At 70.5% G+C, this 25,226-nt stretch carries 19 protein-coding genes; 5 read left to right on the top strand and 14 right to left on the bottom strand.

Going from position 1 to position 25,226, the window contains the following annotated elements; all coding sequences use genetic code 11:
• Positions 1–187 precede the first annotated feature (187 nt).
• Positions 188–2,515, top strand: a complete 2,328-nt coding sequence (locus FHW12_RS17795; RefSeq protein WP_182532392.1) for a hypothetical protein — start codon at positions 188–190, stop codon at positions 2,513–2,515.
• Between the two features lie 119 nt (positions 2,516–2,634).
• On the opposite strand, the gene FHW12_RS17800 is transcribed toward FHW12_RS17795, so the two are convergent.
• A complete protein-coding gene (locus FHW12_RS17800; RefSeq protein ID WP_182532393.1) occupies positions 2,635–3,765 on the bottom strand; it encodes a dipeptidase in 1,131 nt (376 codons plus the stop codon).
• 149 nt (positions 3,766–3,914) lie between these two features.
• Here FHW12_RS17800 and FHW12_RS17805 point away from each other — a divergent pair, with 149 nt between their 5' ends.
• Positions 3,915–5,051 (top strand): serine hydrolase domain-containing protein, encoded by a 1,137-nt coding sequence (locus tag FHW12_RS17805; protein ID WP_182532394.1) that lies wholly within the window; start codon positions 3,915–3,917, stop codon positions 5,049–5,051.
• Positions 5,052–5,057: 6 nt separating this feature from the next.
• Here the strand turns inward: FHW12_RS17805 and FHW12_RS17810 are convergent, their stop codons facing one another.
• Complete coding sequence (locus FHW12_RS17810) at positions 5,058–6,656, bottom strand: winged helix-turn-helix domain-containing protein (RefSeq protein WP_182532395.1); 1,599 nt, start codon at positions 6,654–6,656, stop codon at positions 5,058–5,060.
• Positions 6,653–7,846, bottom strand: a complete 1,194-nt coding sequence (gene kbl / locus FHW12_RS17815; protein WP_182532396.1) for a glycine C-acetyltransferase — start codon at positions 7,844–7,846, stop codon at positions 6,653–6,655. Before kbl ends, FHW12_RS17810 begins: the two co-directional genes overlap by 4 nt.
• 161 nt (positions 7,847–8,007) lie before the next feature.
• Here kbl and FHW12_RS17820 point away from each other — a divergent pair, with 161 nt between their 5' ends.
• Positions 8,008–8,310, top strand: a complete 303-nt coding sequence (locus FHW12_RS17820) for a hypothetical protein (protein ID WP_182532397.1) — start codon at positions 8,008–8,010, stop codon at positions 8,308–8,310.
• 70 nt (positions 8,311–8,380) lie between these two features.
• Here FHW12_RS17820 and FHW12_RS17825 read toward each other — a convergent pair whose 3' ends face one another.
• The 7 genes from FHW12_RS17825 to FHW12_RS21430 form a co-directional block, all read right to left on the bottom strand.
• Complete coding sequence (locus FHW12_RS17825; protein ID WP_182532398.1) at positions 8,381–9,775, bottom strand: hypothetical protein; 1,395 nt, start codon at positions 9,773–9,775, stop codon at positions 8,381–8,383.
• Positions 9,776–9,840: 65 nt separating this feature from the next.
• Complete coding sequence (locus tag FHW12_RS17830; protein WP_182532399.1) at positions 9,841–10,800, bottom strand: acetyl-CoA carboxylase carboxyltransferase subunit alpha; 960 nt, start codon at positions 10,798–10,800, stop codon at positions 9,841–9,843.
• A 64-nt stretch (positions 10,801–10,864) separates the two neighbouring features.
• The gene (locus FHW12_RS17835) at positions 10,865–11,503 is read right to left on the bottom strand and encodes a pilin (protein WP_182532400.1); all 639 of its coding nucleotides are present in this window, start codon (positions 11,501–11,503) and stop codon (positions 10,865–10,867) included.
• A 37-nt stretch (positions 11,504–11,540) separates the two neighbouring features.
• Positions 11,541–11,939, bottom strand: a complete 399-nt coding sequence (locus tag FHW12_RS17840) for a GFA family protein (RefSeq protein WP_182532401.1) — start codon at positions 11,937–11,939, stop codon at positions 11,541–11,543.
• Positions 11,940–11,994: 55 nt separating this feature from the next.
• Entirely contained in the window at positions 11,995–12,990 is a 996-nt protein-coding gene (locus FHW12_RS17845) for a tetratricopeptide repeat protein (protein WP_182532402.1), read from the bottom strand.
• 61 nt (positions 12,991–13,051) lie between these two features.
• Complete coding sequence (locus tag FHW12_RS17850) at positions 13,052–14,158, bottom strand: alpha/beta fold hydrolase (RefSeq protein ID WP_310735279.1); 1,107 nt, start codon at positions 14,156–14,158, stop codon at positions 13,052–13,054.
• A 103-nt stretch (positions 14,159–14,261) separates the two neighbouring features.
• Entirely contained in the window at positions 14,262–15,344 is a 1,083-nt protein-coding gene (locus tag FHW12_RS21430) for a ChaN family lipoprotein (protein ID WP_259393134.1), read from the bottom strand.
• A 222-nt stretch (positions 15,345–15,566) separates the two neighbouring features.
• Between FHW12_RS21430 and FHW12_RS17855 the strand changes: the two genes are divergently transcribed.
• Together FHW12_RS17855 and FHW12_RS17860 are read left to right on the top strand one after the other, a co-directional pair.
• Entirely contained in the window at positions 15,567–15,836 is a 270-nt protein-coding gene (locus FHW12_RS17855; protein WP_182532404.1) for a hypothetical protein, read from the top strand.
• Between the two features lie 11 nt (positions 15,837–15,847).
• A complete protein-coding gene (locus FHW12_RS17860; RefSeq protein WP_182532405.1) occupies positions 15,848–17,140 on the top strand; it encodes a hypothetical protein in 1,293 nt (430 codons plus the stop codon).
• A 48-nt stretch (positions 17,141–17,188) separates the two neighbouring features.
• On the opposite strand, the gene FHW12_RS17865 is transcribed toward FHW12_RS17860, so the two are convergent.
• From FHW12_RS17865 to FHW12_RS17880, 4 genes are all read right to left on the bottom strand, one after another.
• Positions 17,189–19,153: a TonB-dependent receptor gene (locus tag FHW12_RS17865; protein WP_182532406.1), complete on the bottom strand. Its 1,965-nt coding sequence runs from the start codon at positions 19,151–19,153 to the stop codon at positions 17,189–17,191.
• Positions 19,154–19,286: 133 nt separating this feature from the next.
• Complete coding sequence (dnaE, locus tag FHW12_RS17870) at positions 19,287–22,781, bottom strand: DNA polymerase III subunit alpha (RefSeq protein WP_182532407.1); 3,495 nt, start codon at positions 22,779–22,781, stop codon at positions 19,287–19,289.
• 101 nt (positions 22,782–22,882) lie between these two features.
• Positions 22,883–24,580, bottom strand: a complete 1,698-nt coding sequence (locus FHW12_RS17875; RefSeq protein WP_182532408.1) for a sulfatase-like hydrolase/transferase — start codon at positions 24,578–24,580, stop codon at positions 22,883–22,885.
• A 137-nt stretch (positions 24,581–24,717) separates the two neighbouring features.
• The gene (locus FHW12_RS17880) at positions 24,718–25,203 is read right to left on the bottom strand and encodes a hypothetical protein (protein ID WP_182532409.1); all 486 of its coding nucleotides are present in this window, start codon (positions 25,201–25,203) and stop codon (positions 24,718–24,720) included.
• Positions 25,204–25,226 lie beyond the last annotated feature (23 nt).

Here is a 25,226-nt window from a genome sequence, read left to right on the forward strand (position 1 = left end):
TCCGCGCAACCCCGCCAAGAGGTTGACGGTATTGGTTTTCTACGGCGGCACTAGCGCCCTGCTAGGGGTTTGCTAGCGACTGCGAATGGCGCGTGACGATCGCTCGTGCAGGCTCGTGGCTTCCGTCATGCGTCCGTCATCGCGGTGTCGCTGCGCTGACGCCCGCCACCCCTGCCGAGGTGTTCCGATGCCTGCCCGTTCCGCCAACTGGTTGTTGCTGTTCGCCGCGTCCGGTGCCGCCGCCCTCGGCGGCGCACGCTCCGCTGCCGCCGAAGCCGTCGCGCTGCACCGCACGGGCGTGCAGGCGCCGCGCGCGTGTTCGGCCGACGGCCTGTGCATCGACGTCGGCGTCGCGCTCGCCGATCCGGGTCAGCCCGACGCCTGCAGCACGCAGACGAGCATCGTCGCCGACGTCGGCGACCAGCTCGCCTGGTGCTACACGCTGACCAACGGCTCCGACCACACGCTGTCCTGGCACACGCTGTCCGATTCGCTGCACGGCGACCTGTTCGCCCAGCTGCACCAGGACATCGCGCCGGGCGAGAGCTGGCGCTACATCAAGCTCGAGGTCGCCGGTGCGGTCGTCGACGGCGACGTCGCGGCGAGCTGGACCGCGAGCGGCACGCGTCCCGACTACGCGTTCGACGACGGCGTCGCGTTCGACTACATCGACGCCACCGACGGCACGCTGCTCGATCTCGCGGGCGGTTTCTCGCACGCGCGTTCGGCACGGGTGCAGGCACCGTTCCCGGTCGGCCTGTTCGGCACGCGCAGCGACGTGCTCTGCGTCGGCGCGAACGGTGCGATCCAGCCGGGCAGCGCGCCGTGCGCGATCCCGATGACCTACGCGTTCCCGTCGACCTACGTCACGTCGGCAATCGCGCCCGCGTGGAGCGGCTATGCCGACGGTGTCGGCAGCGTCTACACGAAGGTGCTCGGCAGCACGCCGGGCCAGCGCCGCTTCGTCGTCGAATGGACGGATCTCGCGCTCGACTGGCCGTCGATGCCGGGCTTCACGTTCGAAGTCGTCATCGACGAAGCGAGCGGCGGTTACCTGTTCCAGTACCTGTCGACCGGTTCGGGGCAAGGGGATTTCGGCGACGCCGGCGGGCAGGCGATCGCCGGCCTGCAGGCGGACGGCACGACCGCGCAGACCTATTCGAGCTTCGCGCCCGCACTGACGCCGGGCAAGGCCGTGCAGTGGACGCTGCAGGCGCCCGCCGATGCGCTCTCGACGACGACGAGCGTGCACGCCGACGTCGGCGCGCCGCACCTCGTGCTGCCGGTCGCTCAGCTCGACGCGTTCGCGGCGAGCGGCATCGTCGTCAGCCAGCCGATCGTGGTCGGCAACGACGGCAACCGCACGCTGCAATGGAGCGCGGGTGAATACCCGGCGTCGTCGGTCGCCGCGCGTCCGCTGCGCGCGACCCCGCGCACGGCCTTCGATGCATCGGCGTTGCAGCGCCATCCGGCGAAGAGCGCGGGTTCCAGTGCGCGCTCGCCTGCCGGCGTGCTCGGCACGCCGGGGCTGCCCGCCTACGCCGTGCAGCTCGACACGAGCACCGGTGCGCAGGACTACATCGGCCTCGACCTGTTCGCGCCGGATGCCGCGAACGCGCACGTGATCCTGCCGGACATCGATCTCGCGGGTATGAACATCGCCGGCGGCGACTTCGTCGACAACGACTTCAGTCGCGAGTGGATGGTCGACTACTACTACAACGAGCTCTACACGCTCGACACGACCGACGGCACGAAGACGCTGGTCGGCTGGCCGGTTCCACAGATGGCGCAGCCGAACGAGCAGTGGTGGGGCGTCGCGTGGGATCCCGCGAGCGGCGCGCTGTACGCGGTGACGAACGCGACCAACGGCTGGTCGGGCCTGTACACGATCGATCGACAGAGCGCCGTCGCGACCTTCGTCGGCCGCATCGATGTCGGCACGTCGACGACGATCGCCGACATCGCGATAGACCAGTCCGGCGCGATGGTCGGCCTCGACACGCTCAACGACACGCTCGTCGCGATCGACAAGGCGACGGGCCAGGCCAGCGTCGTCGGCCCGCTCGGCGTCGACGCGAAGTTCGCGCAAGGGATCAAGTTCGATCGCGCGACCGGCGTGCTGTACTGGACTTCGTACGACGCGACGGGCGCGGCCGCGGTGGCGACGATCGATCCGATCACCGGCACGCCGACGCCGGTCGCGCCTTCCGGCGACCATCGCCAGCTGTTCGCGCTGGCGATCGCCAAGGCCGGCGGCGACTGCACGCAGCCGCTCGACGCGCCGTGGCTCACGCTGTCGACGGCGGCCGGGACGCTCGCGCAGGGCGCGCCGTTCGGCGTCTACGACGTCACGTTCGACGCGACCGCGCTCGCGCCGGGCGACTACGCCGCGTCGATCTGCGTATTCAGCAACGACCCGACGCGCCGCACGCGACCGGCGATCGTGCCGGTGCATTTCAACGTCGCACCTGCGGCCGGCGACGCGCTGTTCGGCGACGGCTTCGACGGTTGAACGATTTTCCGCTGCGCGGCGCCGCCCCTCTCGGCGTCGCGTAGGTGCCAGGTCTGGCTGCGCCGACTCCCTCCGCCAGCCGCCGAAGCACTGCGCCCGCCTCGCGCGGGCGCGCGCCTTCAGATGATCACGTCGCGGAACAGGCGTGCGAAGTTCGCGCCGAGCACCTTCTCGATGCGCGCATCGGAATGACCGCGCTGCGACAGCAGCACCGCGATGCGCTCCAAGCGCGTGGGCGTGTTGAGGTCGGGCGCGAACGTGTACGAATCGGCGCGCTCGCCGGGGGCCGCGATGCCGCGCCGCGCGCGCTCCGCGATCTCGTCGGCGAACTGCTTCCTGTACGCCGCGGTGATCTCGACGCCCGAGGTCGTGCCGTCGGTGCCGATGCCGACGTGGTCCTCGCCGCAGACGTCGAGCGCGTGCTCGAGGTGGCGGATCACGTCGTCGGCCTGCACCTGGCCTTGCCGGCGCAGGTACGGCATCACGTAGATGCCGAGAACGCCGCCGCGTTCGGCGAGCAGGCGCAGTTCCTCGTCGCGCTTGTTGCGCGGCGCTTCGGTGACCGCGGCGCAGCCCGAGTGGGTGATCGCGACCGGGTGCTTCGAGGCGAGGATGCCTTCGCGCGTCGTGCGCTGCCCGCAGTGGCTGAGGTCGACCAGCGCGTTGCGCTCGTTCATGCGCGCGACGAGTTCGAGGCCGAACTTGCTGAGCCCCGCGTTGCCGGGTTCGAGGCAGCCGTCGCCGACGAGGTTGCGGCGGTTGTAGGTGAGCTGGACGATGCGCACGCCGAGGTCGTGGAACACGTCGAAGCGTTCGAGGTTCTCGCCGTACATCGTCGTGTCCTGGAAGCCGAACACGATGCCGAGGCGGCCGCTGCGCTTGGCGTCGTCGAGCTGCGCGCCGCGCACGACCTTGAGCAGCACGTCGGGGTGCGCTGCGAGCTGCGCGTCCCAGAACGCGATGTTGCGCAGGGTCTTCTCGAAATCGTCGTCGTAGCTGCCGACCGAGCCGACCGTGAAGTTGATCGCGGTGACGCCACCCGCGCGGATGTCGGCGAGCTCGCGCGCATCGAGCGCGTCGTCGCCGTCGCCGGAACGGCCGGGCGACGCGCACGCGTCGACGACGATGGCGTCGCGGTAGCGCGGCCAGTTCGTCGCCGCGGGCGCGGCGAACGCGCGCGGTGACGCGGCCCAGGCGGCACCCGCGGCGCAGGTCGCGAGGAAGGTGCGGCGGGCATGGTGGATGGACATGGATTCGGGCACCTTGCGAGGAGGGAGTTCGTGGCCGCGCGCGCCGCGCCGCGCCGCAGCGGCACCTTCAGAATTCTTCATTCGCACTTCAGGCACTTCAGCGGCCGGCATGCGGGACTGTGCTGGCCATCCCGGCCCTGGAGAAGTATATGCACATCCGCTTGTTCGCCCGCCTGCTGCCTGGCCTCGCCGCGGCCGGCGCCATCGGCGTCGCCCATGCCGCATACCACCCGCCCGAACGCGCCGACGACGGCTGGGCCGTCGCCGACGCGACGGCGCTCGGCTGGAATACCGGCGTGCTGGCCGGCGTCGAGGCGAAGGTCGCCGACGCCACCTACAAGGGCGTCACGAGCATCGTCGTCGCCGACCATGGCCGCCTCGTCTACGAGGCGTACTTCAACGGCGGCCGCCGCGACACGCTCAACGACATGCGCTCGGCGACCAAGACGCTGACCGCACTGCTCGCCGGCGCGGCGATCGAGCGTGGCCTCATCCCGGACGTGCACGCGAAGGTGTATCCGTACTTCGTCGACCGGCGGCCGTTCCTGCATCCGGACGCGCGCAAGGACGCGTTCACGCTCGAGGACCTGCTGACGATGAGCTCGCTGTGGGAATGCGACGACGACAACGCGTTCTCGAGCGGCAACGAGGAACGCATGTACGTGGGCGAGGACTGGCTGCGTTTCGCGCTCGACCTGCCGATCAAGGGTTTCGCGCCGTGGATGAAGAAGCCCGCGGACAGCCCGTACGGCCGCGCGTTCTCCTACTGCACGGCCGGCTCGTACGTCGCCGGTGCGCTGGTCGAGCGCGCGGCCGGCCGCCACCTCGACGCGTTCTCGGCCGACGTGCTCGAGCGCCCGCTCGGCATCGCGCGCGCGCAGTGGAACTTCGCGCCGGAAGGCATCGCGATGGGCGGCGGCGGCACGCGCTTGCGCAGTCGCGACGCGGCCAAGGTCGGCCAGCTGCTCGCCGCGCAGGGCGAGTGGCAGGGCCGGCAGGTGATCGCGAAGGCGTGGATCGCGGCGATGCTGACGCCGCACGCTCAGGCGCGTGACGATGCGGAGTACGGCTACCTTGCCTGGCGGTTCCATTTCGCGCTCGGTGACGGCCGCGATCAGCCGGTCTGGGCGATGTCAGGCAATGGTGGCAACTACGTATTCGCGATACCCGAACGGCAACTCGTCGCGGTCGTCACGAGCAGCGCCTACAACCAGCGCTACGCGCATCCGCAGTCGCAGGAGATCTTCCGCGAGTTCGTGCTGAAGGCGGCGCCGGCGCCGCGCTGACGCGGGTCATGGCGTGTCGTCGCCGAGGCTCGCCGGCAGGCCGTCGGCGAGCACGGCCTCGCGTTCGCGCGCGACGGCGCGGCCGATCGCGTCGAGCGTCGCGGCGAAGCGCGGCTCCGTCGCGAGCGGACGGAACAGCGCCGACGTCTGCAGGTACGCGTGGTCGCGGTAGCCGGCGTCGACCGCGCGCTGCAGCGCATCGAGCGCGGCCGCGCGCGCGCCGCGCGCGAGTTCGAGCACCGCCACGTCGAGCCAGCCGTCGGGCCAGTCGCCACCCTGCGCGAGCGATTCCTGCAGTTCGCCGATGCGCGCGGTGATCCACGCGTCGTCCGCGGGTACGGCGGCGTGCAAGGCGGCGAGCATCGCCGCGCGGCCTGCATGCGGCCGCAGTGCGGCGGCGCGCGCGAACGCCTCGCCGGCCGCGGCGCGGTCGCCGCGCAGCAGGGCGAGCTCGCCTTCGAGCAGGGCGAGATCGGGATGGCGCGGCCGCTGCCGCGCCTGCTCCAGTGCCGTCGCGGCTTCGGCGAGGCGGCCTTGCAGGAACAGGCAACGCGGATAGTCGATGTTGCCGAACACGTTGTCCGGGTAGAGGCGGAACACGCGCTCGTAACGCCGTTCGGCCTCGGCCGTGAAGCCGAGCAGTTCGAGCACGCGCGCGATCTGCAGGTCGAGGAAGCGCGGCCGGGTCGCACCCTGTTGCGAGCGCAGGTCGGCGCGCAGGGCGTCGGCGAGCCGGCCCTTGACCGCGTAGAGGTTCGCCGCCGACGCGAGGCTGTCGGCGCGCGCCTGCGGATCGAGCGCGACCGCGCGCTCGTACGCCGCGATCGCGGCGTCGATCTCGCCGCGGCAGTCATGGGCGTAACCGGCCGCGGCATGGGCGAGGCTGTTGTCCGGCTGCCCGGCGACCACGCCTTCGGCGAGCGCGAGTGCGCGCTCGCTCCAGTTCGCGTCGCGGTTGTACAGGCACACGCGCGCGCCGTAGGCGAAGGCGAGGCCGAGGCGCGCGTCGACGTCGCCGGGTACGTCGGCGAGCACCTGCTCGTACAGCGCGATCGCGCGTTCGTTGTTGTCGTCCTGGCCGATGCCGGCGTAGTAGCGCGCGCGTTGCAGGCGTTCGTCCTGCGCGTGCGCCGGCGCGGCGGGCGCGCGGGCGGCATGCCGTGTCGCGTACGCCGCGGCGAGCGCGAGCACCGCGCTCGCCGCGAGGGCGACGACCGCGCGCGTGCGCAGCCGCGTGCGCGGTGGCGCCGCATCGACGATCGGTTGCGGCGGCGCGCAGAGCTGGTAGCCGCGTCCGCGCACGGAGCGGACATAGCGCGGATTGCGCCCGTCGTCGCCGAGCGCCTGGCGCAGCAGCTTCACGCGCTGCGTGACGGTTTCCTCGTTGACCACCGCGGGCGCCCACACCGCGCCGATGAGTTCGTCGAACGAGACGACGCGCGTGCCGCATTCGAGCAGGAACGCGAGCAGGTCGAAGCTGAGCCCGCCGACGTCGAGCGGGGTGCCGGCGCGGACGACGCGTCGCGTGGCGAGGTCGATCTCGAGGTCGACCAGGCGATGGCGGCCGGCGCCGTGAGCAGCGCGCGCCGGCGGCGCTTCGTTCATCCCTTCAGCACGCCTAGGCGGCGCCCGACGCGCACGAACGCGTCGACCGCGCGGTCGATCTGCTCGTGCGTGTGCGCCGCGCTCATCTGCGTGCGGATGCGCGCCTGGCCTTGCGGCACGACCGGATAGAAGAAGCCGATCACGTAGATGCCTTCGTCGAGCAGTTCCTTCGCGAACGCCTGCGCGAGCTTGGCGTCGTGCAGCATGACCGGCGCGATCGGATGCGTGCCTGGCCGGATGTCGAAGCCGGCTTCGGTCATGCGCCGGCGGAAATATTCAGCGTTGTCGTTGACCTTGTCGCGCAGCGCCGTGCTCGACGAGAGCATCTCGAACACCTTGATCGACGCGGCGACGAGCGGCGGCGGCAGGGTGTTGGAGAACAGGTACGGCCGCGAGCGCTGGCGCAGCAGGTCGATGATCTCCTTGCGGCCGGTGGTGAAGCCGCCGGAACCACCACCGAGGGCCTTGCCGAGCGTGGAGGTGAACACGTCGACGTCGCCCATCACGCCGTGCAGCTCGGCCGAGCCGCGGCCGGTCGGGCCGACGAAGCCGGTCGCGTGCGAGTCGTCGACCATCAGCAGCGCGTTGTACTTCTTCTTCAGCGCGACGATCTCGTCGAGCTTGGCGATGTAGCCGTCCATCGAGAACACGCCGTCGGTCGCGATCAGGCGCGTGCGCTTGCCCTGCGTCTCGGCGAGGTGCTTCTCGAGCTCGGCCATGTCGCCGTTCGCGTAGCGACGCCGCTCGGCCTTGCACAGGCGGATGCCGTCGATGATCGAGGCGTGGTTGAGCGCGTCGGAGATCACCGCGTCCTCCTCCGAGAGGATCGTCTCGAACAGGCCGCCGTTGGCGTCGAAGCAGCTCGTGTAGAGGATCGTGTCGTCGGTGCCGAAGAACGTCGAGATCGTCGCCTCGAGCTGCTTGTGCAGGTCCTGCGTGCCGCAGATGAAGCGCACCGAAGCGAGGCCGAAGCCGTGCGTGTCGAGCGCATGCTTCGCCGCGGCGATGATGTCCGGATGATCGGCGAGGCCGAGGTAGTTGTTGGCGCAGAAGTTCAGCACTTCGCGGCCGTCGTCGGTGCGGATCGCGGCCGATTGCGGCGTGGTGATGACGCGTTCGGTCTTGTACAGGCCCTGGTCGCGGATCGATTCGAGTTCGGCGGCGAGGCGGCCGCGGGCGGCGGAGTCCATGGAGACGGCGGTTCCGGAGCGGAAGGGGCGTCTATGGTATCGCAGCACCGCCGCGCGACGGCGCGGTCCGAAGCGGTTGCCGCGCGTGCGGCACGGGTCTACGCTGCGCCAGCGGCAGCGGGGTCGCCGCGGATCGTTTCATCCACCTGGGAGGGGATCAAGTGGTCATCAAGCGCATCGGTGTACTCAAGGCGGGCGTGATCCAGGCCTGCGTCATGGCGTTGTTCGGCCTCATCATCGGCCTGTGCTTCCTGATGTTCGGCACGATGCTCGCCGGACTCACGGGCGGCGGCTCGAACGGCAGCGCGGCGGTCGGCGCGATGGGCATGCTCGGCGGCATCGGCATGGTGATCTTCCTGCCGATCATGTACGGGGTCATGGGCTTCCTCGCCGGCGTGATCGGCGCCGCGATCTACAATCTCGTCGCGGGCATGGTCGGCGGACTCGAGATCGAGGTCGAGTAGACGGCCGTGCGGGATGGCGGTGCAACGCCGCCATCCCATCCCGGCGTGACCGGCGACGGTCGCGTGTGCGCTACTCGACGTCGATGGGCGCCGGTTCGCCGCTGCGTGCATATGGCGGCGCGCCTGCGCGTCGTGCGCCGAGGAAGATGCTCCAGCCACGTTCGGTGAGGGCGCGGCGCGCGGCGAGGCTCGCGTCGCCGCCGATCAGCGCGGTCTTGTTCTTCGCACGGAATTCCGGCCGGTCGAGGAAGCGTTCGACTTCGGCGGTCGCGCTGAGCCGGTCGACCGGCAGCGGCAGCACGAGCTCGCCGTCGGCGGCCGCGTAGGCGAGGCCCGCGCCGACGCGTTCGAGCGCGCCCTGCTTCGCGCGCGCGCCGAGGTGCGCGTCGACGAGGCGCAACGCGTTGACGAGGAACCGCGCCTCGAGTTCCGAACTCGCGGTCATGCCGAGCTCGAGCACGGCGTCGCAGCCTTGCGCGGGTTGCAACGCGTCGAGCGCGTCGGCGAACGCGGTCTGCAGCGTCGGCGAGAACGCGCCGCGACGCAGGAACTGGCGGATCAGCAGTTCGTCGCGACAGTGGCCTTGCAGGCGTTCGCGATTGCGCGCGCGCAGGTCGTCGGGCGCGAGTTTCCAGACGACGTCGTTGATGCGACCGCCTTGCGCGAGCACGCCCGCACCGACGCCGCCGATCGTGCCGAGCGCGCTGCCCGCGCCGAAGTCGCCCGCGCTGCCGACCCAGGCGAGCGCGGACAGGCGCTCCTGCGCGTACGGATTGCTCGTGTACGGATCGATGCCGAGGCGCTGTGCGAGTTCGCGCTTGACCTGGCTGTACTTGACCTGGCGCTTGAACTCGCGCCCGGCTTCGCGCGCGATCGAGGAATACCAGTGCTTGCTCTTCTTCGGCGCGCCGCCATCGTCGTCGCGGCCGTCGCTCATCGGCCCTTCGTCGGCCGGATACGGGTTGCCTTCGTTGCCGAACGTGCGCGCGGCGCGGTCGGACGCGGTCTGCGCCTGCGTGCCGATCTTGGCGAGGCGCTGGCCGAAATAGCGCGCGACGCCGGCGGGAATGCCGAGCACGGTGTCGACCGGATGCAGCACGACCTGGGCAAGCGCCTTCGCGGTCGCGCCGATGCGGTTGCCGGCCGCGCGCAGGAACGCGTCGGAACGCGTGACGTTGTCGAGCGCTTCGAGCGCGGGCAGCTCCGCCTCGCGCTCGGCGAGGATCTCGACGCTGTCGGCCTGCAGCGGGCCGTACGGCGTGTCGAGCGTGAAGCGCGCCATGTAACCGCGTAGCTCGACGTGCGGATCGACGCTGAAGCCGGGACCCGACAGCAGTGCGGGCTGCACGAGGCCGGCCGCGTCGACGACCGGCTCCTCCTCGGCTTCGCTCGTCGCTGCGCCAATGATCGGCGCGAGGCCGAACACCGCGCCGAGCGCGCACGCACGAAACCGCATCGCGTTCATGCGCGGGTCGCCCGGGATTCGTCGCTGATGCGCGGATGCACGGCTCGCGCGGTCCGCTGACGCGGTCAGCCGCCGCTGAAGGCGCCGTAGCTGCGCAGGCGCTGGTAGCGCTTGTCGAGCAGGGCGGGGATCTGCAGCGTTCCCAGTTCGTCGAGCTGGTTCAGCAGCACCGCCTTGAGGCGCACCGCCATGCCGCGCGGGTTGCGGTGCGCGCCGCCGAACGGCTCGCGCACCACCTTGTCGACGAGGCCGAGTTCGAGCAGGCGCGGCGCAGTCATGCCGAGCGCTTCCGCGGCATCCTTCGCACGCTCGGCGGTCTTCCACAGGATCGATGCGCAGCCTTCCGGCGTGATCACCGAATAGGTGCTGTATTCGAGCATGTTGGTGCGATCGCCGACACCGATCGCGAGCGCGCCGCCGGAGCCGCCCTCGCCGACCACGGTGCAGACGATCGGCACCTCGAGCCGCGCCATCTCGAGCAGGTTGCGCGCGATCGCTTCGCTCTGGCCGCGTTCCTCCGCGCCGACGCCCGGATATGCGCCCGGCGTGTCGATGAAGGTGAGGATCGGCAGGCGGAAGCGTTCGGCCATCTGCATGAGGCGCAGCGCCTTGCGGTAGCCTTCCGGGCGCGGCATGCCGAAGTTGCGGCGGATCTTCGACTTGGTGTCGCGGCCCTTCTGGTGGCCGATGATCATCACGCTGCGCCCGGCGATGCGACCGAGGCCGCCGACGATCGCCGCGTCGTCCGCATAGGCGCGGTCGCCGGCGAGTTCGTGGAACTCCTCGCAGATCACGCCGACGTAGTCGAGCGTGTACGGGCGCGCCGGGTGGCGCGACAGCTGCGCGACCTGCCACGGCGTGAGGTTGCGGAAGATCTCGGCGGTCTTCGTCTTCAGCTTGTCCTGCAGCGTCGCGATTTCGTCCTCGATGTTGAACGACTGGCCACGGCTGGCATGGCGCAGTTCCTGGATCTTCGCGTCCAGTTCTGCGATCGGCTGTTCGAAATCGAGGAAGTTCGGATTCATTCGCTGCAGTTCGCGCCACGGTGGAGGCGCAAAGGGCGAAGTATAGCCGCTCGGGCGGGTCCGGTCAGGAGCCGGTGCCGGTGGGCGTCGCCACGGTCGCGGCTGCACGGGGTTCGTAGCGGCAGGTCGGCAGCACGCGCTCGATCTCCGGATAGCTCGGCGTGCTGCAGTTCCACTGGACCACGGCGCCCGTCGCCGTCGGCGTGAAGCGGATCTCGCCGGCCGGCAGGCCGTAGCCGGCGTGGAGGACTGCAACGTAGCGGCCGCCCGCTTCGACGCGCACGCGGTCGAGCAGGTGACCCTTGTAGGCGCTCGGGTCGATGCCGCAGCGTGCCGGATCGTCGGGCCAGCGGCCTTCGGTCTGGTAGCACTCGACCAGCGCGACGCGCACGCCCGCGGTCGCGCCGATGTCGCCGGCGAGGATCGCGCGCGCCTGCTGCTGCGCGGCGAATGCTTCGCTGCGCGCGTTGTTCTCCTCGATCGCCTTGCGGCTCTGCTGGGCGATCTCGGCCGCCTGCCGGCGCCCCTGTTCGAGCGCCTGGGCGGTCGACTCGGACACGATCGCGTTCGCCTCGCGCTTGGCCTGCTCGACCAGCGCCGGACGCTGCACCTGCTCGCGCCAGGAATGCCAGGCGTCGTAGGCGACGAGCGCGGCGACGATCGCGACGAAGGTGATCGCGAATTGCATCAGCAGCGATTTCATGCGCGCATCTCCGGGCGGCTCGCCGTCGCCTCCGCGCTCACGGCGCGGGTCGGTCGGTGTGTTGCGGCAGCGTATCGTGGATCTCGAACCAGTCCGCCTTCGAGGCGACGAAGATGTGTGCGCCGGGGCCGTGCGCGTGCGGCGTGTCGAGCGTGCCCATGCGCACGCGCACCTGCGTGATGCCATCGCGGCGACTGACGAGCGGCGAGCCGCAGCGCGTGCAGAATTCGCGCACGAGCGTGGCGCTCGAACGGTGCCGGCCGATCGCTTCGTCACCGGCGACGATCGCGAAGTCCTCGCCTTCGACGACGACATTGGCCGCGAACGCCGAGCCGCTCGCCTTGCGGCAGAGCGAGCAGTGGCAGAAGAACGCCGCGCCGAGATCGCCGCGGATCTCGTAGCGCACGGTACCGCACAGGCAACTGCCGCTATGCATGGAGTGCTCCGGGTCGGATGGAAGCGATGACGAGGATGCGCGACGGCGCACGGTATCAGTGGTCCTTCGGCGCCGACGTGCCTTCCTCGGCCTGTTGCTTCGACATGGCTTGCGCGACGACGTCGAGGCCGGGACAGGTCGCCGCGTTCGCGGCGACTTCGTCGACACCGGGGAAGATCGCTTGCGCCTCGGCGAACGGTGCCTTGCCCGCCTCGGGCTTTTCATCGACGACGACCGCCTGCGCCCAGCGCCGGTACAGCGCCGCGGCGAGCCAGTAGCGCGCCGCTTCCTGGTTCTCCACGCGCAAGCCCTCGCGCGCGCGCGCGACCGCGCCTTCATCGTCGTCGCGCTGGCACAGCAGGAACTGCGCGTAAGCCGTGTACCCGCGCGCGGAACCGGGCTCGAGCGCGACCAGGCGACGGAACATCGCGTCCGCGTGGGCGAGGTCGCCGCCGCTGACGTAGAACTCGATCAGCCCTTCCGTCGCGGCGAGGCGAGCCTTCACGGGTGCTGCGGTGTTGTCGGCGACCTTGCGGTAATGCTCGCTCGCCTCGATGAACTTGCCTTCGTCGAGCAGCAGGTCGGCCCAGTTGTTGTGCAACCAGGGATCGTCGCTGCCGAGGCTTTCGGCCTTCTTCAGCGCCGCGACCGCGTCGTCGGGACGCTTCATCAGGCGATACAGCTGTCCACGCAACACGTACGCGGCGGCGTAGCCGGGATCGCTCTCGACCGCCTTGGCGAGCGCGTCGTCGGCGCTCTCGAGCGATCCCGGCGCGAAATCGGCGCCGTTCGCGTGGCCGCTCATCATCCGGTAGCGCGCCAGCTCGCGCCACGCGGGCGCATGGCGCGGATTCGCCTTGACCACCTCGTCGAGTTCGGTGCGCGCGGCCTCGAGCGGTCCGGCGTCGTCGCCGCGATAGGCGTCGAGCAGGCCGACGGCGTGGCGGAGCTTCGCCGCGTCGGCGTCGGAGAGCACGGCCTTGCCGACCGGCCCGGCGACGGCGACCGAGCAGGCGAGCAGCAAGGCGAGAGTGACGGCGGCGCGATTCATCGGGACTCCGGTAGCTGGACGGCGACGGGGGGCGCCATTCTAGCGGCGCGCGGCGGCCGCTTCAGTGCGCATCGCGCTTGCGTTCGGCGAGCGGGCGCACGTAGGTAAGCAGGCTGGCGAGCGTCTTGCCCGGCTCTTCCCACGGCATCATGTGCGCGGAGCGTTCGAACCACACGCCTTGCTTGGACGGTGCCTCGAGGCGGTCGAGCCAGGCCGCGGTCGGCGCCGACGGCGTCGTGTAGTCGTGGCGGCCCATGAACATCACGATCGGGATCGGGAAACGCCGCACGCCGGTGAAATCCACGGCGAGGAACTCCGGCAGGATGCGGCCGAGCGTGAACATGTTGCCGCGGTCGATCGCGCAGACGTCGCGCGCGTCGTAGTCCGGCGACAGCAGCGACCCGTCGAAGTAGTACTTCGAGTCGTCGCGGAACGCGCTGAGTCCGCCGTAGTACTGCGCCCACTTGCGCGCGATGACGATGCGCTCGCGCGTGATCGGGCGGTCGCCCGGGTACGGCGCGATCGACTCGAGTTCCTTCACCGCGGCGGCGTCGCCGTGCGCCTTCGCTTGTTCGAGGCCGTAGTCGAAGCTGAGGCGTTCGTTGTCGCGCGTGTTGACCACCTGGCCGATGCCGACGTAGGCGTGGAACAGGTCCGGCCGCGCGAGCGCCGCCTTCGTCGCGACGACCGTGCCCCAGCTGTGCGCCATCAGGATCAGCTTGTCCTGGTGGTAGCGCTTGCGCACGTACTCGGCCACTTCGATCGCGTCGTCGACGTAGCGCTGGATGTGGATCGTGTCGGCGATCGCCTCCGGCGCGACCGTCGTGTAGGTCTTGCCGGCGCCGCGCTGGTCCCAGTTGACGATCGTGAAGTATTCCTCGAGCGGCCGCTCGAACTGCCACAGCGTCGGCGTCACCGGCGAAGCAGGGCCGCCGTGCACGAACAGGATCATCGGGTTGTGCCGGTCCTGGCCGCGCACGTCGAGCCACTGGTCGATGCCGCCGATCTTCGTCGCGTACGCTTCCTGCACGCCGCCCGGCGCGACGATGCGGTCGAGGTCGCGGATCACCTCGCGCGCCTTCGCGTACGGGGCGAGGTCGGGACAGTCCTGCGCGCGCGCGGGCACGCACAGGACGAACGGCAACAACAGGGCGAACAGGGCTTTCACGGGACGGCAACCTCGGCTGGACGGATCGCGCCGGCACGTGGCCGTGCGCAGGCGCGCGATGGTAGCAACGCGCACGCGTCGCGCGCGACGCGCGCGGACGCGTTCAAGGCATGTGCGGGTCGTTCCGCGCCGTGCGCAGCAGGTCGTCGAGCACCGGCATGAAGTCCTGGCCGTTCCACGCCTGGATGATCGTGATGCGCCGGCGCAGTTCCCGCTGGTAGTACGGATCGAGATAGACCGACGGCGAAGGGAATGCGTAGGCTGGATCGTCGCCGAGGTAGAGCAGGCCGTCGGTGACGGCGCCGATCGCGGGCCAGTCGGGCGCCGCCTGCACGTCCCACGCGGGATGTCCGTCGCGCTGCACGAGTTCGGCCTTCCAGCCCGGCGCGACGAGTCCGAAGTCCGCGCGCGCGAGCGCATCGTCGCCCGCGTGCACGTCCGCGAACACCGGCGCGGCGCCGAGCCCGAGCCGCGCGGCCGCGGCCGCCGACGGCACCGGCGCGACGCTGGCGAGCAGGCCGGGATGGCGCCGCCCGATCAGCTGCGCGACGGTCGCGTCCGCGTCGTCGCCTGCACTTGCGGGCTGTGCGCGCACCGCGTGCAGCTGCCCCGCGACGAGCCAGCCCGTGTGCCGTTTCGCGAGCACCTCGCGCTCGATCGTCGCCGCGAACCAGCCGTCGCGGTCGGCGGATGCGGACAACGCCAGCGCCGAATCGATCCGCGACCAGTCGAGCGGCGGGTCGCCGAGCACGACGCGTACGGGGTGCGCGCAGCGGTGGTTCAGGTTCACGTCGCGCGCGGCGGCGTAGAACGCCGCGTAGACCGGCGAATTCCACGCGAACGGCACCGCCGTCTCGCGCCACGCCGCCTGCAGTCGCGCCTCGTCGATGTCCTCGCCAGCGACGTACGCGTCGACGACGGCCTGCAGCCGCGCATTGCCGAACTCGACCACGATGTCGTCGACGCGGCAGATGAAGCGCGGATCGCGCATGAGTTCGGCGAAGAACCCGTGCTGCTCCGCGCTGCGATGCACCTCGCCGAACAGCAGCAGCGGATGGCGATCGAACTGGCGCGCGAGCGCCTCGATCGCAGGCACGGGCGGCTGTGCGGCGCCGGCGTGCGCGCCGGCGAGCGCGATCGCGGCGAGTGTCGCTCGCACGCCCGGGGTCGAACGGAACAAAGCCATGGGCGCACCTGCGACAAGCACGACGCGACGCAGGCTCGCACGCGCCTCGCCCTTCGGCAAGGCAGGCGGCCGCATCGGGTGCGTGGATCGCCGCTCGTTACCGTCGTCTTGAAAGGTGGACGGGTGAGGTCCATGCTGGCGCTGCCTGGTCCGCGCCGCGTTCGACGCCCGGGCTGGAAGCATCCGATCTGTTGTACACGGCATGCGACTGGGGAGCCGGCAATGGGGTGGAAGCGACGACTGCTCGTAGGCGCCCTTGCGCTGGCTGCGACGGGCCACGGCGCCGCGCAGTCCGGCGGCAGCCTCGAGATCCGCAAGAGCACGATCGACGGCGGCGGCGGCGATGCCGCGGCGGGTTCGCTGCACGTCGTCGGCACGTTCGGGCAGCACGACGCCGAGTTTTCGAGCAACGGGACGCTGTCGCTGCGCGGCGGATTCTGGGGTGCGCCGCGCACCGTCGGCGACGCCATCTTCGCCAACGGTTTCGAATAGGAGCTCGCACGATGCGCCATGTCGAAAGGATGCTGCTCGCATTCGCGTTGATGGGCGCACCGGCGCTGCACGCGAGCACCGCGATCACCTACCAGGGCGAATTGCGCAACGCCGGCACGCCGGTCACCGCGAACTACGACTTCCGCTTCGTGCTCTACGACGCCGACGTTGGCGGCAGCCAGCTCGGCAGCATCGTCACGCAGAACGCGGTGCCGGTCTCCGCGGGCGTGTTCACCGTCGTCGTCGATTTCGGCGCGGCGTTCAGCGGCGGCGGGGAACAGTACGTCGAGATCTCGGCGAAGCCCGCCGGCGGCCCGAGTTACACCGTGCTTTCGCCGCGCCAGCACGTCACGCGTGCACCGATCGCCAATGCGCTGCAGCTGCCGTACGCGGACACCGCGATCAGCAACGGCACCCTGCTCGATGTCGCCAACGGCGGTGACGGCCAGGCGGCGGCGTTCTCCTCGGGCTCGTCGTTCGTGTCGCTGTACGCCGCCAACGTCGGCAGCGGCGGTGCCTTGCGTGCCGACACGAGTTCGTCCGGCACGGGCTCGGCGATCACCGGCTACAACTACGGCAACGACCGCTATGCCGCGGAGCTCGAGATCATCAAGGTCACCAATCCGCGCGCGGCGATCTACGCGCGCACCGCCGGCACGGGCCAGGCGATCGATGCCGAGGTCAATTCGAGCACGACCGCCGACGCGCTGTTCGCGCGCACGACGAGCCCGACGGCCGGCAGCTACGCCGGCGTCTTCAGCGGGCCGGTACAGGTCAGCTGCTCCGCGGCGACCTGCAACACGACGAACGCATTGCAGGTCGTCGGCAACTTCGCTGCGACGATGAAGAACTTCATCATCGACCATCCGCTCGACCCGGCCAACAAATATCTCTATCACACGAGCGTCGAGTCGCCGGACATGAAGAATGTCTACGACGGAGTCGCGCGGCTCGACGCGAGCGGCGAAGCCACGGTCGAATTGCCGGAATGGTTCGAGGCGCTCAATCGCGACTACCGCTACCAGCTGACCTCGATCGGCGCACCTGCGCCGAACCTCTACGTGAGCGCGAAGGTGCGCGACAACCGCTTCCGCATCGGCGGCGGCGTACCCGGCGGCGAAGTGTCGTGGCAGGTCACCGGCATCCGCCAGGACGCATACGCGCGGCGCTATCCCGCGCCGGTCGAGCAGATGAAGGCGCCGGGGGATCGCGGTCACTACCTCGTGCCGGAAGCGTTCGGCCTGCCGGCATCGCTGTCGATCCGGCAGGACGAAGCGCCGGTCGTCCCCGCGGTCGAACACTAGACTCGAGCGGCGCGTGCCGCGAGGCGCTGTCGCGCCGATTCTGCGCCGTCAGTGCAGCGCCCACACGACGTTCACGCCGAACGAGCGTTCCTGCGCGAACGTCGACAGTTCGTCGGCGGTCGCGTAGTAGTCCTCGTCGAACGCGTTGCGCAGGTAGAACTGCAGGGCGAGTCCGTCGCGCGGGCGCCAGCGCAGGTCGGCGTCGACGACGTCGACCGCGTCGCGCGCGACTTCCTCGAAGCCGGGACGGTCCATCTTCCAGCGATGGCCGTAGCGTGCGCCGAGGCTCCAGTCGCCGCGCGCGTAACGCGCCTCCAGTTCGGCGGTGACCGGCGGGATGCCGTACAGCGGTCGGCCCGTCTCGTCGTGGCCGCGCACGACCGCGGCCGAAGCGCGCAGCTCGAGCCCGGGCGCCGGCGCGATCCAGCCGAGCGCGAGCTCGGCGCCGTGCAGGGTGCCTTCGCCGACGTTGCCGTAGCCGTTCACGTCCGGCGCGAGGTCGGTGAGCTGGATCAACCCGTCGACGACGTTGCGCCACGCATGGGCCTCGACGCTCCAGGCGTCGTCGTGCCAGGCGTAGCCGAGATCGAGTCCGCGCGATCGTTCCGAAACGAGGTCGGGATTGCCGACGATCGCGCCCTGCGCGGTGACGCCGCTGTAGTAGCGCTCCTCGAGCGTCGGGAAGCGGTAGCCGCTCGACGCGTTGAACGTGATGCGGTGGCCGCCGCCGACCGTCCAGGCCGCACCCGCAGTGAAGGCATGGTCGGCATCGTCGACGCTCGCGCCGCGTTGCTCCTGTTCGATCGACGTGCGGCGCGCACCGAATTCGAGCGCGAGCGCGTCCGACACGCGCCAGTCGCTCGACGCGAACAGCGACCAGGCGTCTTCCTTCGCGTTGCGCAGGCTGTAGCGCCGCTCGAGCAGCGAGCCCGACGCGTCGTACGCGGTGACGGCGCGGCGACCCAAGTATTCGATGCCGACGTCGTGGCTGAATGCACCGGCCTCGAACGTCTGTTGCACGGTCGTGCCGGCGTCGACGCTGCGGACGCCGGCGAACGTGTCGGGCGAGCCGGGGCGGCGGTTCCAGGTGCCGAGGTACTGGTCGTGCGCGTAGGCGCTCGCCTCGAAGCCGTCGTCGTGGCGCACGCGCACGCGGCCGAGCGTGTGGCTGTCTTCGGGATAGGTCGAATCGCGCGTCGGATAGCGGCTGTTCGACTTGCCGATGTCTTCCGTGCGCGACGGCAACAGCAGCGCGTCGACGTCGAACGCGCCGAAGCGCCCGCGGACCTGCAGGCTCGCGCTCTCACGCCGGTAACTCGTGTTCAACGGCACGTCGCCGGGCGATCGGCTGTCGCCCGACTGGTGGCGCGCGACGCCGAGCGAGAACGCGTCGGCGCCGAGCCCGGCGACGAGGTTCGCCTCGTCGCCGGCGCTGGCGTAGCCCGCTTCGACGAACGAGGCATCGAACCAGCGCGGTTCGATCGAGATCGCGCCACCGAGTGCGCCGGGTCCGTAGTGGACGACCGCGGGTCCACGCGTGACGCGGATGTCGCCGAGCAGGGCCGGTTCGACGAAGGCGATCGGCACGCCGGCGCGGCGCTGCGCGCTCAGCGGCATGCCGCCGAGCAGGATCAGGATGCCGTTCGCGCCGCTGCCGCGGATCGAGAACGTTTCGAACAGGCCGTTCTGCCCGGTCGCGCCGACGCCGGGTACGCGCGTGACGAGGTCCTGCACGTCGGACGGAGCCGCGATCGCCTCGTCCCAGCGCACGACGTCGGTGGCGAGCGCGTCGGGTACGTCGGCGGCCGTGCCTTTCGCGGTGACGCGGACGGTGTCGCCGTGCCATGCGTCCGTCGCGTCGCGTCGGCGCTTGCGACGCGCATCGTCGCGGTCTTCGGCGTCGTCGCCCTCGGCGAGCGCATCGCGGGCGTCTTCCGCGAGCGCGGGCACGGTCGTGCAAGCGGCAATGCCCAAGGCGGCAGCGAAGGCGCTGCGTGGCAGGTTCTGCAACATGTCGATCCCCCAGAGATCGGCTTCGTCGGGTGACGAGGCGCCGGTCGAGTCTAGGAAGGCAGGCTGGGCTGCGAATCGGCGCAAAGGCCCATTCGATATGCGTCGTTGGGCGTAGCGGGCCGGTCGTGACGCGTCAGCCGAACACGATCTCCGCAGCGATCACGCCGTCGAGCGCCTGCAGCGCGTCGGCCAGTGCGGGGTTCGCGCGCACGCGCCATTCGTTGCCGAGTTCGATCTCGGCCTGGCCCGCCGCATTGCGGTAGCTCACGCGCACGAGCGTGTGGCCGCCGCGATGGCCGGCGAGCGCGCCGTGCAGGCGCGCGACGAACGCGCCGTCGACGCCGTTGAGGCGCAGGCGCAGCACGCGCGCGCGACGCTCGCACGCCGCCTCGAGCGTGGCGACGTTCTGCACGCGCAACTGGTAGCCGCCGGAAAAGTCGTCGATGCTCAGGCCGCCTTCGAACACGAGGATCGCGTCGCGCGTGAGCAGCGGGCCGAACTCGATCCACGTTTCGCGGTAGAGCACCGCCTCGAACTTGCCCGAGCCGTCCTCGACCGTGACGAACGCGCGGTTGTCGCCCTGCTTGCGCAGCGACACGACCGAGCCGGCGAGGGTGAACGCCTGCATGTCGGCGAAGCGGCTGCGGCCTTCGCGCGCGGGCGGTTTGTGGTGCTTGTCGATCTCGCCGATCGCGCAGGTCGTGACCGCACCGAGCAGCTCGCGCCAGGCGTCGGTCGGATGACCCGAGAGGTAGTGGCCGAGCGTGTCGCGTTCGCCGGCGAGGCGCTGCGCGACCGGCCATTCGTCGACTTCGACGAGCGCGATCCGCGTCGGGCCTTGCGCCGTCGTCGCCGCGCCGAAGATGTCGAACTGGCCTGCTTCGGCATTGCGCGCCTGCTGCTCGGCCGCGCGCATCGCCTCGGGCAGTTGCGCGGCGAGGCTGGCGCGGTTCTTCGCCAGCGCGTCGAGCGAGCCCGACAGGATCAGCGCTTCGTAGACGCGCTTGTTGAGCCGGGCCGGATCGACGCGCGCGCAGAGGTCGGCGATGTCCGCGTACGCGCCGCGGCGGCGTGCGTCGACGACGTTCTCGACCGCGCCGCGACCGACGCCCTTGACCGCACCGAGGCCGTAGCGGATCGTCTTCGCGTCGGTCGCCTCGAACATGTAGTTCGACGCGTTGATCGCCGGCGGCAGCACTTCGAGCCCGAGCGCGCGCGCCTCGCCGAGGAAATTGACGACCTTGTCGGTGTTGTCCATGTCCGACGACAGCACCGCGGCCATGAACTCGGCCGGGTAGTGCGCCTTCAGCCACGCGGTCTGGTACGACACGAGCGCGTACGCGGCCGCGTGCGACTTGTTGAAGCCGTAGCCGGCGAACTTCTCCATCAGGTCGAACACGGCGTCCGCCTTCGATTCGGCGACGCCGTTCGCGGCCGCGCCTTCGCGGAAGATCGCGCGGTGCTTGGCCATCTCCTCGGCCTTCTTCTTGCCCATCGCGCGGCGCAACAGGTCAGCGCCGCCGAAGGTATAGCCTCCGACGATCTGCGCCATCTGCATGACCTGTTCCTGGTAGACCATGATGCCGTAGGTCTCTTTCAGGACCGGCTCGACGCGCGGATCGGGATACTCGATCGGCTCGCGGCCGAGCTTGCGCGCGCAGTAGCTCGGGATCAGGTCCATCGGGCCCGGGCGGTACAGCGCGCCGAGCGCGATGATGTCCTCGAAGCGGTCGGGTTTGGCGTCCTTCAGCGCGCCCTGCATGCCGCGTGATTCGAACTGGAAGATCGCGACCGTCTGCGCCTTCCTCAGCAGTGCGAACACGGCCGGGTCGTCGAGCGGGATCGTCGCGATGTCGAGCGGCGCCTCGCCCGCGCTCGCGCGCCGTGCGTTGATCGCCTTCATCGCCCAATCGATGATCGTGAGCGTGCGCAGGCCGAGGAAGTCGAACTTGACGAGGCCGACGGCTTCGACGTCGTCCTTGTCGTACTGCGTGACGACGCCGTCGCCGCCTTCGGAATAGAGTGGCGCGTATTCGTGCAGCGGACCCGGCGCGATGACGACGCCGCCGGCGTGCTTGCCCGCGTTGCGCGTGAGGTCCTCGAGCTTGAGCGCGAGGTCGACCAGTTCGCGCGCGTCCTCGTCGGTCTCGTACAGGCCGCGGAATTCCGACACGACGCGGTCGGGTTCCTTGCGCGACTTCTCCGAGCGGCCGAGCGCGTCCTCGAGCGTGAGGTCGAGCGGCATCTTCGGGATCAGCTTGGCGATGCGGTCGACCTGGCCGTACGGCATGCCGAGCACGCGGCCGGTGTCGCGCAGTACGGCCTTCGCCGCCATCGTGCCGTAGGTGATGATCTGGCTGACGCGGTCGCGGCCGTACTTGCGGCCGACGTAGTCGATCACCTCGTCGCGCCGGTCCATGCAGAAGTCGACGTCGAAGTCCGGCATCGACACGCGTTCGGGATTGAGGAACCGCTCGAACAAGAGGCCGTAGCGCAGCGGGTCGAGGTCGGTGATGCCGAGCGCGTAGGCGACCAGCGAGCCGGCGCCGGAGCCGCGCCCCGGGCCGACCGGGATGTCGTTCGACTTCGCCCAGTTGATGAAGTCGGCGACGATGAGGAAGTAGCCCGGAAAGCCCATCTGCACGATCACGTCGAGCTCGCGATCGAGCCGCTGCACGTAGTCGTCGCGAGTGAAGCCGGGCGCTTGCGGCTGCGCGGCGAGGCGGCGCTCGAGGCCTTCGTGCGACTGCGAACGGATGTAGCTGTCGAGCGTGTGCTCGGCCGGTACCGGGAACGCGGGCAGGAAGTAGGTGCCGAACGTGAGTTCGAGGTTGCAGCGCCGGGCGAGCTCGACGGTGTTCTCGAGCAGCTCCGGTAGGTCGGCGAATGCGTGCGCCATTTCGCGCGGCGACTTCAGGTACTGCTCGGGCGTGTACTCGCGCGGCCGTTTCGGGTCGGCCAGCACGCGGCCGGCATGGATGCACACGCGCGCCTCGTGCGCCTCGAAGTCGTCGCGCACGAGGAAGCGCACGTCGTTGCTCGCGACCATCGGCAGGTCGAAGCGCAAGGCGAGGTCGAGCGCGCCGGCGAGGAACGCGTCCTCGTGCGCGCGCTGCACGCGCGTCGCCTCGAGGTAGCAGCGGTCGGGGAAGTGCGTGCGCCACCAGTGCGCGCGCGCGCGCGCCGCTTCGTCGCGACCGGCGAGCAGCAGGCGGCCGACGTCGCTATCCTGGCCGGCGAGCAGGATCAATCCGCGATTTGCCTCCGCGAGCCAGCCCGCTTCGACGAGCGCATGGTCGCCGTGGCGGTTTTCCGCGTAGGCGCGCGAGACGAGGCGCGACAGGTTGAGGTAGCCGTCGCGGTCCTGGCACAGCACGGTCACGCGCTGCGGCCGGCCACGGTCCTCGGGGTCGGCGAGCCAGAGGTCGCTGCCGGCGATCGGCTTGATGCCGGCAGCCTCGGCCGCCTTGTAGAACTTCACCAGCGCGAACAGGTTGCTCTGGTCGGTGAGGGCGACCGCGGGCATGTCCGCCTGCGCGCACGCCGCGACGAGATCGCCGACGCGGATCGTCGAATCGGTCAGCGAATACTCGCTGTGGACGTGCAGGTGGACGAAACCGGGGGGCATGGGCGGAGCGGACGCGGGGATCGGGTCAGCCTAGTCGCTGCCCCGGTCCGCGGCAAGGTTGACAACGCCCCAGGTTCGGCGCCGCGGGCGTGGCGGCGAGCCTACTCCTCGAACGCGCCGAGGCGCCCGAACACGCGCGCGTAGAACGACGACAGCACGTCCTTGTCGGCGCAGTCCTGGAAACGGCCATCGCAGCGCTCGCGCAGGCGCGCGTTCGCGTCGAAGTACGCGCCGCGCGGCAGTCCCGCGGCATCGAGCATGAGGCCGCCGAGATAGGCGATGTCGAGCGGTTGCCCCGGCTGCACCGGCGCAACGCCGTCGACGTTGCTGTCGATGCGGTAGTAGGTGAGCGTGCCGGCGCGGTCGGCGAGTTCGGGCGGCAGTGCGCTCGCGAGCGAACTCTCGATGCCGTCGAACGACGGGTGGTGATCGCCGAAATGGGCGAGCACGACCGGTCGCCCCGCGGCGAACAGGTAGTCGCGCAGCCTCGCGAGCGCCTGCTCGGACTGCTGCAGGCGGTACAGGTAGGTGCCGATGTTGCGGTTCGCGCGCGCGTCGAGGCGCGGCGCGGGGGCCTCGTTCCACGGCGGCGGCAACGCGTCGAGCGGTTTGTCGTGCGGGCCGTGCTGGCGCATCGTGAGCACCATGAGGAACAGCGGCCGATCGTCCTCGGCGCGCAGGCGCCGGTGGATCTCCTCGATCTTGTCGACGAGCTGGAGGTCGGTCGTTTCCCACTCGATGCCGAGTTCGTGCGCGTCGTGGAATTCGTCGAAGCCGTATTCCGCGTAGGCCTCGGCCGCGCGCACGAAGCGGCGTGGCATCGGATATACCGCGACGGTGCGGTAGCCGAGCGCCTTGAGCCGGCGCGGCAGGCTTTCGCGCAGGCGCGGCGCGAGGTTGTACGGTGCGTACAGCCCGGCCGGGCCGAACAACGTGTGCGGCAGGCCGGCGAGGAACGCGAATTCGCTGGTCCAGGTGCCGCCGCCGTAGGTGTGCACGCGCAGCAGTCCGTGCGCGCGCGTGTAGGCGTCCGCACCGAACAGGTCGAAGCGGCAGCGCGGGCTCGTGCAGTCGGCCCATGAACGCGGGTCGAGCGTACTTTCCTCGAGCACGGCGACGAGGTCCGGTCGCTGTTTCACCGGCGCCTGCGCGTCGCCGCCGCCCCAGTCGTAGGCGGTGGCGTCGCCGTCCTGCGGCGGCAGCGTCACGCGCATGCGACCGATCGAGCGCAGGAACGTCGTGACCGGGTTGCGCCGGCCCTGCTCGAGGAAGTCCCACGCCGGTACCGCGTACACCCGGGCGAACGGACCCTGCGGCCAGGACAGCGCGAGCAGTCCGGACAGCGCGGCGAACGCGGACAGGCTGCGTGCACGCCGGCGCCGGCCGTGCCACAGGCCGGGCGATTCCAGCCGCCACAACGCGAGCGCGCCGAGCGGCACGAGCACGAGCGCCGCGATGCACTTGCGCAGCATCGCGGGGTAGTGCTCGATGACCTCGCTGAACAGCGTGCGGCCGAGGTAGCGCACGTCCGGCGCGAACAGCGGCTCGTGCAGGTAGGCGAGCTTGAGCGTGCTGACCAGCCAGATCGTGCCGGCGGTCGCGGCGGCGACGAGGAAGCCGAACGCGACGCGGCCGCTCGCCACCGCGACGAAGGCGGCGAAGGCGAGCATGAGCGAGATGCAGTAGAGGCGCGCGGCGAGGTCCGCCTCGCTGCCGCAGATGCGAAAGACGATCAGCGCGAACGCACCGAAGCCGAGCACGCGGGCGATTGCGCGTCGTGCCGTCTTGTCGAACACCATGGAAATCCTTTTCGCGGCCGCCATCGTGTAACGGACGGTTCACGCAATTGTAGCGTCGCACGCGTAGACACCGCGGCTGCGAAAAGGTTTCGGAAGGGGCGGCCGCTCCGCTTTCGGGCGGAGCGCAGTGGTTCGCCTCAGTCGAAGCCGTTCGCGAGGATCGTGTCCGCGGCCTGCGTGTCGTTCATGAGCTCGAACGCGCCGCAGGCGCCGGGAGCATCGAACGGCGAAGCGGTGACGATGACCCAGTACGATCCTTCGGGCAGGGCGTCCAGCGCCACGGGCGCGCCGGCTTCGCCGGACGCGATGCAGGCACTGGTGGCGCAGTCGCCCGCATTGACGACGCAGACCGACGGACTGAACAGGTTGGCCGCGACGCCGAACGTGACTGAACTGGGGTGGTCGAGCGTGAAGTCGAGCACCGCGCCGGGACCGGAAACGCCGCCGCCGGCGAACGGCTGCCCGCTGCAGCTGGTCGTTTCGACGATGCTGTCCGGCGCCATCGTCAGCGGCGAGCCGCACGTCTGAGCACTGGCTTCGCCCGCGGCGACGCCGACTCCGCAGGCGGCGCCGAGGACGCAGCGGACCATCGAGCAGCGGACCATCGAACGGATGGACTTCATTCTCTTAACCCTTCCAGCCGCGG

The organism is Dokdonella fugitiva (assembly GCF_014138265.1).
Lineage (GTDB): Bacteria > Pseudomonadota > Gammaproteobacteria > Xanthomonadales > Rhodanobacteraceae > Dokdonella_A > Dokdonella_A fugitiva_A.

Excerpts from the sequence above, each read along its gene's own strand:
- FHW12_RS17795 (WP_182532392.1), top strand. The coding sequence starts at position 188 with ATGCCTGCCCGTTCCGCCAACTGGTTGTTGCTGTTCGCCGCGTCCGGT.
- FHW12_RS17800 (WP_182532393.1), bottom strand. The coding sequence starts at position 3,765 with ATGTCCATCCACCATGCCCGCCGCACCTTCCTCGCGACCTGCGCCGCG.
- FHW12_RS17805 (WP_182532394.1), top strand. The coding sequence starts at position 3,915 with ATGCACATCCGCTTGTTCGCCCGCCTGCTGCCTGGCCTCGCCGCGGCC.
- FHW12_RS17810 (WP_182532395.1), bottom strand. The coding sequence starts at position 6,656 with ATGAACGAAGCGCCGCCGGCGCGCGCTGCTCACGGCGCCGGCCGCCAT.
- kbl (WP_182532396.1), bottom strand. The coding sequence starts at position 7,846 with ATGGACTCCGCCGCCCGCGGCCGCCTCGCCGCCGAACTCGAATCGATC.
- FHW12_RS17825 (WP_182532398.1), bottom strand. The coding sequence starts at position 9,775 with ATGAACGCGATGCGGTTTCGTGCGTGCGCGCTCGGCGCGGTGTTCGGC.
- FHW12_RS17830 (WP_182532399.1), bottom strand. The coding sequence starts at position 10,800 with ATGAATCCGAACTTCCTCGATTTCGAACAGCCGATCGCAGAACTGGAC.
- FHW12_RS17835 (WP_182532400.1), bottom strand. The coding sequence starts at position 11,503 with ATGAAATCGCTGCTGATGCAATTCGCGATCACCTTCGTCGCGATCGTC.
- FHW12_RS17840 (WP_182532401.1), bottom strand. The coding sequence starts at position 11,939 with ATGCATAGCGGCAGTTGCCTGTGCGGTACCGTGCGCTACGAGATCCGC.
- FHW12_RS17845 (WP_182532402.1), bottom strand. The coding sequence starts at position 12,990 with ATGAATCGCGCCGCCGTCACTCTCGCCTTGCTGCTCGCCTGCTCGGTC.
- FHW12_RS21430 (WP_259393134.1), bottom strand. The coding sequence starts at position 15,344 with ATGGCTTTGTTCCGTTCGACCCCGGGCGTGCGAGCGACACTCGCCGCG.
- FHW12_RS17855 (WP_182532404.1), top strand. The coding sequence starts at position 15,567 with ATGGGGTGGAAGCGACGACTGCTCGTAGGCGCCCTTGCGCTGGCTGCG.
- FHW12_RS17860 (WP_182532405.1), top strand. The coding sequence starts at position 15,848 with ATGCGCCATGTCGAAAGGATGCTGCTCGCATTCGCGTTGATGGGCGCA.
- FHW12_RS17865 (WP_182532406.1), bottom strand. The coding sequence starts at position 19,153 with ATGTTGCAGAACCTGCCACGCAGCGCCTTCGCTGCCGCCTTGGGCATT.
- dnaE (WP_182532407.1), bottom strand. The coding sequence starts at position 22,781 with ATGCCCCCCGGTTTCGTCCACCTGCACGTCCACAGCGAGTATTCGCTG.
- FHW12_RS17875 (WP_182532408.1), bottom strand. The coding sequence starts at position 24,580 with ATGGTGTTCGACAAGACGGCACGACGCGCAATCGCCCGCGTGCTCGGC.
- FHW12_RS17880 (WP_182532409.1), bottom strand. The coding sequence starts at position 25,203 with ATGAAGTCCATCCGTTCGATGGTCCGCTGCTCGATGGTCCGCTGCGTC.